Origin of the sequence: Phaeodactylibacter xiamenensis (assembly GCF_965229835.1) — a bacterium.
Taxonomy (GTDB): domain Bacteria; phylum Bacteroidota; class Bacteroidia; order Chitinophagales; family Saprospiraceae; genus Phaeodactylibacter; species Phaeodactylibacter xiamenensis.
The window spans coordinates 5,041,413-5,054,883 of sequence record NZ_OZ245931.1 but is presented as its reverse complement, the minus strand read 5'-3'; the positions used below and the strand labels follow the sequence as shown (position 1 = coordinate 5,054,883).

General features: G+C 52.7%; 10 protein-coding genes. 4 read left to right on the top strand and 6 right to left on the bottom strand.

Translation table 11 applies throughout. From position 1 onward, the window contains the following. Nucleotides 1-145: 145 nt before the first annotated feature. Nucleotides 146-1,393 (bottom strand): cation:proton antiporter, encoded by a 1,248-nt coding sequence (locus tag ACO08I_RS19285; RefSeq protein WP_044219912.1) that lies wholly within the window; start codon nt 1,391-1,393, stop codon nt 146-148. 286 nt (nt 1,394-1,679) lie between these two features. On the opposite strand from ACO08I_RS19285, the gene ACO08I_RS19280 reads away from it, so the two are divergent. After that, the gene (locus ACO08I_RS19280) at nt 1,680-4,964 is read left to right on the top strand and encodes a VPS10 domain-containing protein (RefSeq protein ID WP_421946804.1); all 3,285 of its coding nucleotides are present in this window, start codon (nt 1,680-1,682) and stop codon (nt 4,962-4,964) included. A 189-nt stretch (nt 4,965-5,153) separates the two neighbouring features. On the opposite strand, the gene ACO08I_RS19275 is transcribed toward ACO08I_RS19280, so the two are convergent. From ACO08I_RS19275 to ACO08I_RS19255, 5 genes are all read right to left on the bottom strand, one after another. Beyond that, a complete protein-coding gene (locus ACO08I_RS19275; protein WP_421946803.1) occupies nt 5,154-5,882 on the bottom strand; it encodes a LytR/AlgR family response regulator transcription factor in 729 nt (242 codons plus the stop codon). Further along, nucleotides 5,879-6,910, bottom strand: coding sequence for a sensor histidine kinase (locus ACO08I_RS19270; protein ID WP_421946802.1), 1,032 nt, complete (start codon nt 6,908-6,910; stop codon nt 5,879-5,881). The genes ACO08I_RS19275 and ACO08I_RS19270 overlap by 4 nt, the downstream gene beginning before the upstream one ends. Nucleotides 6,911-7,110: 200 nt before the next feature. Next, nucleotides 7,111-7,473, bottom strand: a complete 363-nt coding sequence (locus ACO08I_RS19265) for a hypothetical protein (RefSeq protein ID WP_421946801.1) — start codon at nt 7,471-7,473, stop codon at nt 7,111-7,113. Nucleotides 7,474-7,750: 277 nt separating this feature from the next. Continuing rightward, nucleotides 7,751-9,820 (bottom strand): tetratricopeptide repeat protein, encoded by a 2,070-nt coding sequence (locus ACO08I_RS19260; RefSeq protein ID WP_160213721.1) that lies wholly within the window; start codon nt 9,818-9,820, stop codon nt 7,751-7,753. Nucleotides 9,821-9,943: 123 nt separating this feature from the next. After that, a complete protein-coding gene (locus tag ACO08I_RS19255) occupies nt 9,944-10,138 on the bottom strand; it encodes a hypothetical protein (protein ID WP_421946800.1) in 195 nt (64 codons plus the stop codon). Nucleotides 10,139-10,300: 162 nt separating this feature from the next. Here ACO08I_RS19255 and ACO08I_RS19250 point away from each other — a divergent pair, with 162 nt between their 5' ends. Genes ACO08I_RS19250 through ACO08I_RS19240 form a run of 3 tightly spaced genes read left to right on the top strand, consistent with a single transcriptional unit; the run spans nt 10,301 to nt 13,366 of the window. Further along, nucleotides 10,301-10,918: a DUF308 domain-containing protein gene (locus tag ACO08I_RS19250; protein WP_044219894.1), complete on the top strand. Its 618-nt coding sequence runs from the start codon at nt 10,301-10,303 to the stop codon at nt 10,916-10,918. Nucleotides 10,919-10,922: 4 nt separating this feature from the next. Continuing rightward, on the top strand, nt 10,923-12,029 hold the full coding sequence (locus tag ACO08I_RS19245; protein ID WP_044219892.1) for a sensor histidine kinase: 1,107 nt from the start codon (nt 10,923-10,925) through the stop codon (nt 12,027-12,029). Next, the gene (locus ACO08I_RS19240; protein ID WP_421946799.1) at nt 12,026-13,366 is read left to right on the top strand and encodes a sigma-54-dependent transcriptional regulator; all 1,341 of its coding nucleotides are present in this window, start codon (nt 12,026-12,028) and stop codon (nt 13,364-13,366) included. Before ACO08I_RS19245 ends, ACO08I_RS19240 begins: the two co-directional genes overlap by 4 nt. Nucleotides 13,367-13,471: the final 105 nt, after the last annotated feature.

Genomic DNA, 13,471 nt, shown 5'->3' with positions numbered 1-13,471 from the left:
CATCGAGATAATACAAATATATTAAAAGTTTAGATGTAAATCCAGTCTCCTGACAACTTTTTCAAAAAAATTTAAAAGTGGCCTTGACTTATAGGTTTGTCCTAAAGCGGCTTAAAATAAAAGGTTGCTGCTTTGGGCGTGGGGCCTAGCCGTGCTCTCCCTGAACATTCTTAACGAGCCTTCCAACAGTAAGGCCCTGAACAATAATGGAGAAGACAACCACAATATAGGTAATAGTGAGAATCGGTGTCCGGCTCATATACTCGGAAAGTGACAGGGCAAGCGCAATAGATATGCCGCCCCTGAGCCCGCCCCAAGTCATAATGAGGTTCGTCTTTGGAAAGAAATTCAGCCGGCTACGGAAGAGGGCAATAGGTGTGGCCAAAGCCATAGCCCGGCACAACAGGACCATAGGTATAGCGATCAAACCAGCAACTACATATTGTTGATCGAATTGCAAAATGACAATCTCCAGCCCGATCAGAACGAATAATACGGCATTAAACAGTACGTCCATGAGCTCCCAAAACTTATCCACATAGCGTTCTGTCTGTTCTGACATGGAAGACGTCCGGAACCGTTCGTGCCCAACCATCAGCCCGGCAACCACCATGGCCAGTGGCCCGGAAAAATGCAACGCGCTAGCCAGTAAATAGCCGCCCATGACCATAGCGAGTGTGACCAAAACCTCGACCTCGTAGTCGTCAATTGTCCGCATCATATAATAGGCAAGATAGCCCAGCCCTAAGCCAAGCGCAATACCTCCCCCGACTTCTTCCAGGAACAGGAAAGCTACTTCTCCGGCATCAAACTGCCCGGCACCTGATTGGGCAAGCTGGTATATCGTAATAAACACCACCACGCCGATTCCATCATTAAAGAGGCTCTCGCCAACAATTTTAGTCTCCAGGCTTTTGGGCACGCCTGCCTGTTTGAGGATACCCAATACGGCGATTGGGTCCGTAGGGGAAATCAGCGCTCCAAAGAGCAGGCAGTGGAGAAAAGAAATGGAGATACCGAGCGCATTGAAAAGGAAAAACGAAAGCGCTCCCACTAAAAAAGTCGAGGTGATGACCCCAAGCGTAGCAAACAGGAGTATCGGCCAGCGCATGCTACTCAGAGACCTGAAATCAACATGCAGGGCACCGGCAAAAAGCAAAAAGCTCAACATACCTTCCATAAGCACTTTGTGGAAATCAATCTGCTCCACAAGGCTTTTCTCCATCTCAAATAATGCCGGATAAAACTGACTGACGCCCATCGTAAGCAGGGAGAACCCCAGAGAAATGATCATCAGCCCGATAGTGACAGGCAGCTTTAGAAAACGCACGTTGATGTAACCGAAGATAGCAGCTACAACGATCAGGATGGTGAGGATAGTAAACAGGTCCATGATTGCTTCGTTTTGTTGGCGTACCAGCCACTCGCAAATATAGGGCGCTATCCTCACTTTCTGCCTCTGCTTCTAAAAAGAATACCCGGTATGACTAGTCACACCGGGCATTGTTTTTTGGGATTATCGCGCTTTCTCATAGTAACTAGCGCTCTGTTGTTCATTCTGATCGTTAGGACGCAACAAGCTCCGGTTGGTCACACAAAAGTCCAATTTATGATCATTTTTTGGTGGGGGTGGCAAAACCTCTTACTTTGTAATTCTTTCCAAACCAACCTGAAACAAGATGAAAAAAGCACTTTCCCTGCTCTTTGCCCTAACCTTGCTGCTGGCAGCCCCACTGCATGCCCAGAAAAAAGGAAAAGACGAAAAAGAACAAGAAAAGCACTACCTGGAATCAGCGGCTCTCGGCGGGCTGAAGTTCCGCTCCATCGGCCCGGCCCTGACTTCCGGCCGGATTTCCGACTTTGCCGTACACCCGGACAACCGGGCCGTTTATTACGTAGCCACCTCCTCCGGCGGCGTTTGGAAAACGGAGAATGCAGGCACCACCTACGAGCCCATATTTGACGGTCAGGGCTCCTACTCTATTGGCTGCATCACGCTAGACCCCAATAACCCGAACGTCGTATGGGTGGGCACAGGCGAAAACAACAACCAACGCTCCGTAGCCTACGGCGATGGCGTTTACAAGTCTGAGGATGGCGGCCGCAGCTGGCAGCACATGGGGCTCAAGGAATCTGAGCATATCGGCAAAATTATCGTAGACCCACGCGATTCCCGTACCGTCTACGTAGCGGCAATCGGCCCGCTCTGGAGCAGCGGGGGCGAACGCGGCGTCTACAAAACCACCGATGGCGGACAAAACTGGGCGCTCGTTCTGGAACTGGACGAGCACACCGGCGCAACCGATTTAATTATGGACCCACGTGACCCGGATGTACTCTATGCGGCAGCCCTGCAGCGGCGGCGGCACGTGTTCACCTATGTTGGCGGCGGCCCGGGCAGCGGCATTTACAAAACCACAGACGGCGGACAAAACTGGAGCAAAGCCAACAAGGGCTTGCCCTCTGGCGATATCGGCCGCATTGGCCTGGCCATTTCTCCCGCCAACCCGGAGTATCTCTATGCTATGGTGGAAGCAGCGGGGAGCGGCAGCGGCTTCTACCGCTCTGACAACCGCGGAGCCAGCTGGAGCAAAAAAGACAGCTACTTCACACGGGGCAATTATTACTCCGAAATCGTCGCCCACCCCACCGACCCGGAGACGGTCTTCGCCATGGATACCTATATGCACTATACCGATGATGGCGGCAACAGCTTTCAGCGAGTGGGCGAGCCCAACAAACACGTCGACAATCACTGCATGTGGATCGACCCTGAACAGCCCAACTACTACCTGGTGGGCTGCGACGGCGGTATTTACGAAAGCTTTGACGCCGGCAAAACCTGGAATTACAAACCCAACCTGCCCGTCACGCAATTTTACAAGGTGGAAGTCGATAACGACCTGCCCTTCTACAACGTCTACGGCGGTACACAGGACAACTTCAGCCTGGGCGGCCCAAGCCGCACCCGCAACAGCAACGGCATCACCAACAGCGACTGGTTTGTCACCCACGGCGGCGATGGCTTTGAATCAGCTATCGACCCGGAAAACCCCGACATCGTCTACGCACAGTCGCAGTACGGCGTGCTCGTGCGCTACGACCGGGCGAGCGGAGAAGAGACCGGTATTCAACCGAAGCCAGCCAAGGGCGAAGATGCTTTCCGCTGGAACTGGGATGCCCCACTGATGATTTCCCACCACAAGCCCACCCGCCTGTACTTTGCTGCCAATAAGCTGTTCCGCAGTGACGACCGCGGTAATTCCTGGACCACCCTGGGCGATGACCTCACCCGTCAGCTCGACCGCAATACCCTGCCGGTCATGGGGCGCATACAAAGCATTGACGCGGTAGCGAAAAACGCCAGCACCTCACCCTATGGCACAATCGTCGCTTTCTCAGAAAGCCCGCTCAATGAAGACTTGCTATACGTGGGCACCGATGACGGGCTGATACAGATTTCTGAAGATGGCGGGCAAAACTGGGCTCAAATTGATGTCAACAATATCAAAGGGGCGCCTGAGCGCACTTACGTCAATGCCCTGCTGGCTTCCCAGCACGATGAGAACGTCGTCTACGCTGCCTTCAACCACCACAAATACGGCGACTTCAAGCCCTACGTCTTCAAGAGTACCGATAAGGGCCGCACCTGGACCTCCATCAGCAATAACCTGCCTGAGCGTGGCTCTGCTTACAGCCTGGCAGAGGACCATGTGGATGCCAATTTGCTCTTTGTCGGCACCGAATTCAGCTGTTTCTTCAGCCCGAACGGTGGGGAGCACTGGAAAAAACTGAGCGCTGGCCTGCCGACTATTGCGGTACGGGACATCGCCATCCAAAAACGGGAGAATGACCTCGTGCTGGCCACCTTCGGCCGAGGCTTCTACGTGCTGGATGACTACTCGCCTTTGCGGCAAATCAGTGAAGAGCAGCTGGAGGCAAACGCCCACATTTTCCCCATTAAAGACGGGCTCGTCTACATTGAGCGCGACCCGCTGGGCTACTCCGGCCGAGGCTTTCAGGGAGCAAGCTATTATATGGCTGAGAACCCGCCCATCGGCGCGACCTTCACTTACTACATCAAGGAAAGCGCAGAGACCCTAAAGGCTAAGCGCCAAAAGGACGAAAAGGAAAAGATTAAAGAGGGCGAGCCCATCCGCTACCCCACCTACGAGGAGCTAAAAGCCGAGCGGGAAGAGGAAGATGCCTATCTCCTGTTTGCCATCATGGACGCCAAAACAAAGGAAGTGAAGCGGCAACTCAAGGCTTCCGTCAGCAAAGGGGTACACCGCATCACCTGGGACGGCCGCATGCCCGATGTATCGCCCATCCGCCGCCCCGGCTCTCCTAATGATGACTCCGGCGTACTGGCTGCGCCCGGTGACTATCTCGTTGCCCTTTATCAGGTGAAAGGCAGTGACCAAACTGAGCTGGCCGGCCCACAGCCCTTCAAGCTGAAGAGTCTGGGCGGTGTAACCCTACCCGCTGAGCCACAGGAGAAGCTCCTCAACTTCCAGGCTGAAGTGCAGGAGACCAACCGCCGCCTCGACGGGGCAGCGACCCGCCTGCGGGAAACCGAAGAGCGTTTGGAGGCCATCCGCCACGCCCTCTTTCTTACACCAAACGCCGGGGAGGAACTACGTGCCCGCGTCCTGAAGGCCGGTCAGGAGCTCCAAGCCCTGAAAACCGACCTGAACGGCGACCGCATCGCCTCCGAGCTCGATCAGGGCACGCCTATGGGCATTATGGACCGCCTGGGCTGGCTGACTTACGAAATGTGGGGCTCCACCTCTGCGCCCACGCAAACACAGCGCGATGCCCTCGCGATTGTAAAGGAAGAGGCACAGCCCATCCTCAAGCGTATGCGACAGCTGACTGAGGTGGAGGTTAAAGCTATTGAGAAAGCACTGGATGAAGCGGGTGCACCGTACACACCTCAGCGGCCGATTGGGACCGGGGAGTAATTGGCTACCTTTATCGGACCGAATGAGCAGCCCCGGATGTTGGCAAGTGTCAATGTCCGGGGCTGTATTTTTATCACCGTACGGGCCCCAAGCGGTCGGCGAAGCAATATTTCCCTAATGAAACCTTAAGTCTCAGGTCTGGTCCAAAGGAAAAGCAGTGGGTACAGTGGAAGAACTCGCAGCCCGCACCTAAAACGTTAGCGCCTTTATCTTATCCATATACCCGCGGCTTACCCGAACGACATCCCCGTTCTGCATTTTCACATCATAGCTGCTGGCGTACTTATTGACGCTCTCAACGTAGCGGATATTAATGATGGAGGAACGGTGGACACGGAGAAAAACTTTCGGATCAAGCCGGTCTTCAATTTTTCCGATACCGTAATTGCTGAGGTAAGTTTGTTCTCCGGTAATCAGGCGGGAGTAATCGCCATCGGCTTCAACACGGATGATGCGCTGCACGGCCAGGTTGATCAACCGGCGCCCGGATTGCACAAGGATGCGCTCAGGATAGGTTTGTTTTTCTTCGAGCAGGCTTTCGGTGAGGCGCCCCGCCTCCGTTTGGCTTTCGGATTGCAGTACCCGCTGAACGGCTTCATGAAAACGCTCTTTGGTGTAGGGCTTGAGCAGGTAGTCCACCGCGTGCACTTCAAAAGCTTTGAGGGCGTACTGATCATAAGCAGTGGAAAAAATGATCTGCGGAATTTCTTCCAAATGGGTAAGCACCTCAAAGCCATTCATGCCCGGCATCTGAACATCCAGGAAGAGCAGGTCCGGCTGAAATTCATTAATCACTTTGATGGCGTCCACGCCGTTATTGGCTTTTCCAACCAAAACGAGTTCCGGATATGCTTTCAGATATTGCTGAATAAGCTTCCGGCCGGCAGGTTCATCGTCTACTAAAACGACCTTCTTCATATTACAAATTCGATTTTTAGGCCGCGGGGCTGATTATCGCTAATCTTCAGGTGACTGTTGTATTGCTTTTCCAGCCGCAGGCGGGTATTCTTGAGCCCTACACCTCCATTGCGGAACAGGTGGGCTTTTTCCTGAACCCCTGTACCGGTATCAGAGACTTCAAAGGCTAACCGCTCGCCCTGTAGCCGGATGCGGATGAGGACCTGCCCACCCTCAATAAGGTTGGAGATACCATGCCTGATGGAATTTTCCACCAGAGGTTGCAGGATCATCGGAGGGACTTTCCGTTCCCGCAATGCCTCCGGTACATCTACCACAACCTGCAGGCGGTCTTCAAAGCGGGCTTTCTCCAGTGCCAGGTACTTTTCTACAAAGCCCAGTTCTTCTCCCAGGGCGACCTGCTCTGTTTTGGAGGCTTTAAGCTGATACCGGAACAGGTCAGCCAGTTGCGCGATCATCTCCCGCGTCTGCTCCTGCTCTGGTGGTACGGAAGCGCTGATGGCGTTGAACGTATTGTACAAAAAATGGGGATTAAGCTGCGCCTTGAGTGCCGCCAGCTCGCTCTTCAGTGCTGCTTCACTGAGCGCCGCTTTGAGCTGAAGGTTACGCTGATTGTTGCGGTAGTATTCGTACCCGTGGAAGATACCAAACTGAATAAAGTAGAACAGCGCCGGGATGTAAATGTCCCACACCTGCCCCCAGCCCCCCAGGTGCCCTAACCCCAGCTGCTCTGCCAGCCAGTAGTAGCCCTTCCAGCCTGCCAGTACGAAAAGGGGCAGCCCAGGCAGGTGCAACAACAGCCGGTATTTCAGTTCCCAGTGCTTCAGCCCCCGGAAAACCACCCACCAAATGGGCAGGGTAAGCAGGGCCATACACAGATACTGCAACCCGGCATTGTCCATAAACTCCTTTAAGCTGAACAGGCTTTCTCCTTCCTTCCTGAAGTCCATACCGTTGAGCCACAGCGTCAGGTGGTAACTGAAGGCAAAAAAGAGGTACAGCCCCAGGACGACAAAGTATTCGTACACCGAAACGCCCAGCATTTGACGCCTCCAAAAAGGGTATCTAGCAGCCTGTCGGAGAGGCGCTCAATGGTCTGCGAACGGCAAATATTATTCTGCACTTCGTTGCTCATCAGTCACGTAGCTCAGGCTATGTTCCTTCTTCGCGCCTTGTTCAGAACAATATTTGCTCGCTCTCGCCGCATCAGCACATCTCCGACAGGCTGCTAGGGTTCATCCGGATGGATTTTTGTTTGAGTTCTTGTGGCTGTCCAGGGTGCGATAAACTTCCGTTGGGGGCAGTAGGTTTGCCCGCGCAGCATCTTGCCATCAAAGCGGGCGACGTGGTAGTACGTATTGTTCCGGTCGCGGGTCTCAAAAGCTAAGTGCAAGTCTGCCCACTGCGTATTCAGGAGCCCTTTTTTGAATTTTGATCCGTAAAAGCTACCGGAAAAGGTGCTGCCGCCAGGCTCTTTAATAACAAGCGTTTGCCAGTAGGGTTGTGCATCCGGTGCAGGCCTGAGGTCGACCTGCCAGGCCCCTTCCAACAGTGCCGGGTCGACAGGCGTATCCTGGGCATTTAAATTCATAAAAATTTGCGAGCCTGCCCAAAAAAGCCCAATCATGATAATATTTATCAATATCTGTAGGTGCGGAAAAGGGGGTATTAACATCCTCATAGCGTGGTGTTGATTTGGAGCTTGTTTGGACTTTACACTTCTGTCTGCGTTCACTCCAAAAGCAACATCCCAACAAGCTCGTAAATATTCAATCGGGTGATTCTTACACCCACAAATATGAGCGCCTTAAGGGCGCCACACCAGCGCGAACCGGCCAATTGCAATATAGCCCGGTGAATGAGCAATTTTATTGATCTGTTTCCTCATTAGCCTGCTCCCGAAAGGTCATAATAAAGGTACTCCCCTTCCCTTCCTCGCTTTCGAGCCGAATATCTCCGCCGAGCTTACCGACCGCCAGCTTGACGATAGCCAGACCTAGCCCGGAACCACCGTATTCGGCCCTCGAATGCAGACGTTTAAAGGCTTCAAATATTTTTTCCTGAAAAAGTACCGGAATGCCGATGCCGTTATCTGTCACCCGCAACTCTATCCCTTCACCCTGCCGGGTAGAGGAGATCAATACTTCCGGTCGTTGGCTTTTGTTGTACTTCAGCCCGTTCTCGATCAGGTTTTTCAAGACTAATAACAGCATGGAACGATTGATCCTTACATATTTCAGCCCATGATAATCGACTTTTCCGGGCACCACCCGCTGCTGAGTATCCAATATATTAGCCAGGTTTTGTACAAAGCTGTTCATATCAATCTGCTCCACCTCACCAGCATTTTGTCTGGACAGGTCAGAATAATGCATAAAGTCCTCAATCAATGTATATAATTGCCGGCTACTGCTTTTTATGATCTCAAAGTAATCTTTCAGCCCGCTGCTCAGGTCCTCCGGTAACCGCCTGCGTATGAGCCCTACGTAATTGCTCATCACACGTATAGGCTCCTTAATATCATGGGATGCAATATAACTCAGGGTACTAAGCTCATAATTAGCCTGCTCCAGGTCTTTATTGACCCTTTGCAGGGCTTCAGTACGCTGAGCCACTGTGGTTTCCAGTTGCTGGCTATAGCTCTGTTTACGCTGCAGATCGCGGTAAATGAGTACAACCACAAGAATCAACAGCAGCAGTGCAGCAGCACCTACCATCATTACCGTATTGCGTTGCCCGATGATCACCCGGTCCTTGGCTCTTTGTTCCTTCAGGTATTCGTTTTCCTGCTCCGTTTTTTCCACTTCGTAGGCCATTCTGAGCTGATCCATATTCTGCTGCCGTTTTTGGACTTGAGCGGAGTCACTGGCAGTTGCATACAAAGAGCGATATTTGTAAGCTATTTCATAACTGCCCTGTTCGGCATGTGCCTTAGCGAGTAGATCGTATAAATCCATAACCGCTTCCTTGTTGCCATCCCCCTGGGCCAGAGCCAGCGCCTTCTGCCCCCAGTCCAATGCCCCGGAATAGTCTTTCTGCTCCAGTGCAAAATTTGCCAGCACAGACAATACCGAAATCCGCCCAGAAGTATACCCGAGGGTTTCACTTAGTAAAAAGGATTCCTGAAGATAAGTTTCTGCCGCTTCAAACCGCCCCGTCTTCACGTACAATCGGCCAATGTTGGTCAATAAAGATATCTTTCCGACCTCATCTTTAATTTCATCTTTGATCACCAGGGAGCGCTGAAAGCTCTCAAGGGCACCTTCATAATCCTCTTTAGCTTCCAGGCAGCTACCGATACCGGATAGCAGTACACAGACCGTTAGTTTGTTGTCTTTAGCTTCCGCCAATGCGAGGGCCTTTTTCAGATACCGGAGGCTTTCGTCGTAATCTCCCTGTTGCCGCAGAGAGATGGCCACATTATTGAGAAAAGCAGGCAAGGCATACCTGTCAGAAGAGTCTTTAGCGTTCTCTTCTATATTCCTCACTGATTTGAGGTACCATTCAAACGCCTTATCATTGCGGCCCAGCCGCCGCTCCAGGTGCCCCCGGGTACTGTAAAGGTTAGACTGTTCCAGAACATTAGGGTGCTTTCGGAAATGCGCCTCCGCCTGCTCCGCAATAATATTTACGGAGTCGATCATCCCTTTGTCCAGGTATGCTACACTTTTGTTGGTCAGAGCTTTGCCTATATGGTAGTATTGGCCTGTACGCTCTGCCAGTTCGCCGGCACGATTAGCAAAATGAATCGCTTTGTCCAGATCGCGCCTTATGTAATAGCTGCTGAGCTTCGTGAGATATTCCACTTGCAGCGTATCTGGCTGACCTCGTTCAACCATTGACAGGACACTATCTACGGTTAACTGTTGGCTGAACAGAGGAGTATGGGCAAGTAGGCAGCAGCACACCCAGAGCATTAACTTAAGGCGGTTTGCCATAGCCTGTTCTGGTTGGTTATGTGGGCAAAATAGCAAAAACCTTTCATTAATGCTGCAAAACCAACTATTGCTGCTCAAAAATTTCATCTCCGGACTACTCCCTACCCGGAAAATCTCCAAAATCTACTCCTCCAGCTTAAAGACCATAGAATTGATTTGGCGGGGCTCTTCGTCACCAGGGCATAGACACCGGACCTCATCGAAGTAGGTCATAGTACCTGGTATAGCTTTGGACATCAATCGCTTAGCTGGCTCTGAAAAAGCGGCGCCCTTCACTATAACTTCCACCGGGTCTTGCTTCGGGATAATTTGAACCATAGTAAAAACTCAAACCCAGCCGATACAAGAAGTACCGTCCGGGGTATTTTGTACCGGTCGGCAAGGTAGGCAATTGGGCATAAAGGTTTGATAGTCAGTATCTTGAAATCCTGGCACGCCAATTGAATACCCATCAACAAGTCCTAACCAAATCAAATTGTGATGATGACAGAAGGCAAACGACTGATGGACAGTAGAGAGGTAATGGTGCTCGAAGGAGTGGCGATGTTGGGGTTGAGTGCGGTGGCACTGTGCTATCCGATGGAACAGCGTTTGTCACTGCTGATCCCTTTTGGGCTGTTGCTGGGGTTCAGCGGCATCACCCGGCTGATCATCAGCGCCTGGTTTTTCCGGCGGGGCAGTGCCTGGAGGCAGCTGGTTCAGCAAAGTGCAGTGGCTGACCTGCTGTCTGGTGGTGCAGCCCTTGTACTGCTGTTTCAGGGCAGCAATCAATTGGTACTGCTCTTGGGGCTGTGGCTCGTCTTGTCTGGTTATTTCCAAATCAGGAGGTATGCCTACCTGCGGCAGCAATGGCCAGCTTGCACCCCCGCCGGGCTGACCGGTATTTTATCCGTGAGCATGGGGGCATTTCTCCTGGCCAACATTCAGGGTCAGTGGCTGAGCGCCCCTCTTGACTTGTCGCTTCCGCTTGCCCTGCTTGGGCTGTTCAAAATTTACGCTTTTATCAAACTCGGACAGATGCGCCAACGTTTTTCTAACGGAGAACCGGTTGCAGACCAGGAACCCTTTCCGCCCTATTCTCCACTAAATTTAAACTGAGTATATGCCCGAAGCCAGCCCTGACGTTGTACACGCCTTGCAGGAACGCATCAAAGAGCTGAGCTGCCTGTATGAGATTTCGAATATCGCTGCCACTTCTACAGCTTCTCTTCCGGAGAAGCTACAGGAGGTGGTACAGGCACTGCCCAAAGCCTGGCAACACCCTGACTTCGCCGTTGCTGCCCTCCTTCTCGACGATCAGCAGTACCGGTCCGGCAGCCTGGCATCCAAATACGAGACGCAGCAGCACCCCATCGTTGTACGTGGGCTTGAGCGCGGGCACCTGGCGATGCATTACAATTACCTGAATGGTGCCCCGCCTCCGTTCCTGCACGAAGAAGCTTTGCTGCTCAAAACCCTGGCTCAGGAAATCAGCGGCATCATTGAACGGGACGAGCAGAAGGCCCGGGAAGCCCTACTACGCCGGAAATTCGAGCAGGCAGACCGCTTGTCTATTCTCGGAGAAATCACGGCCGGCATTGCCCACGAGCTCAACACGCCTCTGGGCAACATCCTCGGCTTCGCTCAGCTGATTCAGGACCGTACAGATGATCAGCAGGTGGGACAGGATATTGAAAAGATCATCAACTCCTCTATGCACGCCCGGGAGATCGTCAAAAAGCTCATGTTTTTCTCCTGCGAGATGCCCCAGCAAAAGCAAAATACGGATGTCGGGCTCCTCATTGAGGAAGCACTCCAACTGCTGAGGGTTACTTTCGAACAAGCCGGCATTACCCCCCGGCTCTCCTTACCCGGCCGCCCGGTGATTGCAGAAGTTGATCCTATACAATTCACACAAGTGGTCTTTAACCTTTTGATCAATGCCCTGCATGCCTCTGCCCCGGGACAGGAGGTATGGCTTACCCTGATACAGCATGAGACCAACATGGTGCTTCGCATACAGGACTTTGGGCACGGTATCGAAAAGGACCTGCGCGAACGGATATTCGAGCCCTTCTTCTCCACCAAAGCGCCCGGTGAAGGTTCCGGGCTTGGGCTGAGCGTCGTGCATGGTATTGTGAAAACCCATGGCGGGCAGATCGAGCTCGAAAGTCAGCCCGGAGAAGGCGCTTGCTTTACCCTCCGCTTTCCCTTAACTTCCGTTGCATGAAGAAGCGGAGTATTTTACTGGTGGATGATTCACAGGATATGCTGGAAGTCCTGCGGCGGCAGTTGAATGCCCTTCAGTACAACACCTTTCAGTCTACCTCCGTCACCGATGCGATTGACCTGCTACAGCATGCCCGGATTGACCTGCTCATCACCGATATGCGCATGCCGGGCCTCGATGGGATGCACCTGGTCAAATATGCAAAATCGAACTTTCCTGACTTGCCGGTGCTGGTCATTACCGGATTTCCTTCCGTTTCCGGCGCAGTGGAAGCAGTAAAATCCGGCGCACTCGACTACCTTTCCAAACCGTTCACGGCGAAAGAGTTGCAACAGGCCGTGCAGCAGGTTTTCCGGCAGCAAGATGGCAAAACCGACACTACCGTCTCCACCGCTACGGAAGAAGAACAAACAATCGATTACCACGGTATCATAGGGCAGTCTCAGCCGGTTATGGAACTGATCGACCTCATTGAGCGCATCAAAGACACGCGGGCGACTACCCTGATTCAGGGAGAAAGCGGCACGGGCAAGGAACTCGTGGCAAGGGCCATTCACTACAGTGGCCCCTACCGGCAAGCCCCATTTGTGACGGTCAACTGCGGAGCGATTCCGGAGCATTTGCTGGAAAGCGAGCTTTTTGGCTTTGTAAAGGGGGCATTCACTGGCGCGAATGAGACCCGCCCCGGTTTTTTCCACGCGGCTGACGGAGGCACCATTTTTCTGGATGAGATTGGGAATGCTTCGGCTGCGGTGCAAACGCGATTGCTTCGCGTCATTCAGGAAAAAGAGGTTAAAATGGTGGGTACCAATACCGTGCAGAAGGTAGACCTGCGAGTCATTGCCGCGACCAACAGCGATTTATATACCCTAAGCCAGCAGGGGCAATTCCGGGAAGACCTGTACTATCGCCTGCACGTGATCGACCTGCACACACCTCCCCTCCGTCAGCGCAAGAGCGACCTCCCGCTGCTGATACGACACTTTCTGGACAAATACGCTAAATCCTATGGCCGTCCCAAGCCCGGGGTCACTCCAGAGGCTATGTACCGCCTGAAGGCGCACGACTGGCCCGGAAACATCCGGGAATTGGAAAACGCGGTGCAACGGGCGCTGATTCTTTGCGACGGCCAGATTGAAGTGGCAGACCTGCCTGCGTATCTACACGCAGCAGACCATACCTTAAGAATGGCTCAACCGCAAGCCCTGCTTTCCCTCCGGGAAATGGAACAGCAGCACATCAGGCGTGTCCTCGACGCCGTGGACGGCAACAAAACCGCTGCTGCGAAAATCCTGGGCATCAACCGGAAAACGCTTCGGATCAAGCTTAAGGAATAGGATGGCTCTGCAAATGCCCAAATTCCTCTGCATGTCCCGGAAACGCCGGACCTATCAAACTTCCAGGTGTTTTTGAGCATACGTTCTGAAGATGAGGCTTGTATC

Excerpts from the sequence above, each read along its gene's own strand:
- ACO08I_RS19285 (WP_044219912.1), bottom strand. The coding sequence starts at position 1,393 with ATGGACCTGTTTACTATCCTCACCATCCTGATCGTTGTAGCTGCTATC.
- ACO08I_RS19280 (WP_421946804.1), top strand. The coding sequence starts at position 1,680 with ATGAAAAAAGCACTTTCCCTGCTCTTTGCCCTAACCTTGCTGCTGGCA.
- ACO08I_RS19275 (WP_421946803.1), bottom strand. The coding sequence starts at position 5,882 with ATGAAGAAGGTCGTTTTAGTAGACGATGAACCTGCCGGCCGGAAGCTT.
- ACO08I_RS19265 (WP_421946801.1), bottom strand. The coding sequence starts at position 7,473 with ATGAATTTAAATGCCCAGGATACGCCTGTCGACCCGGCACTGTTGGAA.
- ACO08I_RS19260 (WP_160213721.1), bottom strand. The coding sequence starts at position 9,820 with ATGGCAAACCGCCTTAAGTTAATGCTCTGGGTGTGCTGCTGCCTACTT.
- ACO08I_RS19255 (WP_421946800.1), bottom strand. The coding sequence starts at position 10,138 with ATGGTTCAAATTATCCCGAAGCAAGACCCGGTGGAAGTTATAGTGAAG.
- ACO08I_RS19250 (WP_044219894.1), top strand. The coding sequence starts at position 10,301 with ATGATGACAGAAGGCAAACGACTGATGGACAGTAGAGAGGTAATGGTG.
- ACO08I_RS19245 (WP_044219892.1), top strand. The coding sequence starts at position 10,923 with ATGCCCGAAGCCAGCCCTGACGTTGTACACGCCTTGCAGGAACGCATC.
- ACO08I_RS19240 (WP_421946799.1), top strand. The coding sequence starts at position 12,026 with ATGAAGAAGCGGAGTATTTTACTGGTGGATGATTCACAGGATATGCTG.